Below are 367 nucleotides of genomic sequence, written 5' to 3' on the forward strand. Positions count from 1 at the left end.
GCCGAACGCATGCGCCAAACCATCCCGTCGCCACATCGCGCTTTCGCCAAGGCCATGCGCGCCGATGCGACCAAGGCCGAAAACATTCTCTGGCAGGCGCTGCGCAACAAGCAGCTCGAGGGTTTGAAGTTCAAGCGCCAGGTGCCGCTCGACGGCTACATTATCGACTTCGTCTGCTTGGGCGCACGATTGATTGTGGAGGTCGATGGTGGTCAGCATTCGGAGTCGAAACGAGATGCCGCGCGAGACATGCATTTCGAGATCCGGGGTTTCAAGGCGCTCCGCTTCTGGAACGATGAGGTGGTGAAGAACATCGATGGCGTCTGCTTGACGATACTGAATGAGGCGAAAGGGACCGGACAGAAGT

At 58.3% G+C, this 367-nt stretch carries 1 protein-coding gene; it reads left to right on the plus strand.

The window, feature by feature from the left end; translation table 11 throughout:
* Window positions 1-54 precede the first annotated feature (54 nt).
* A partial coding sequence (locus tag E5W87_RS35685) for an endonuclease domain-containing protein (RefSeq protein ID WP_367118921.1) occupies window positions 55-367 on the plus strand: 313 nt, incomplete at its 3' end.

Origin of the sequence: Mesorhizobium sp. (genome assembly GCF_004962925.1) — a bacterium.
In the GTDB taxonomy this organism is placed as follows: domain Bacteria; phylum Pseudomonadota; class Alphaproteobacteria; order Rhizobiales; family Rhizobiaceae; genus Mesorhizobium.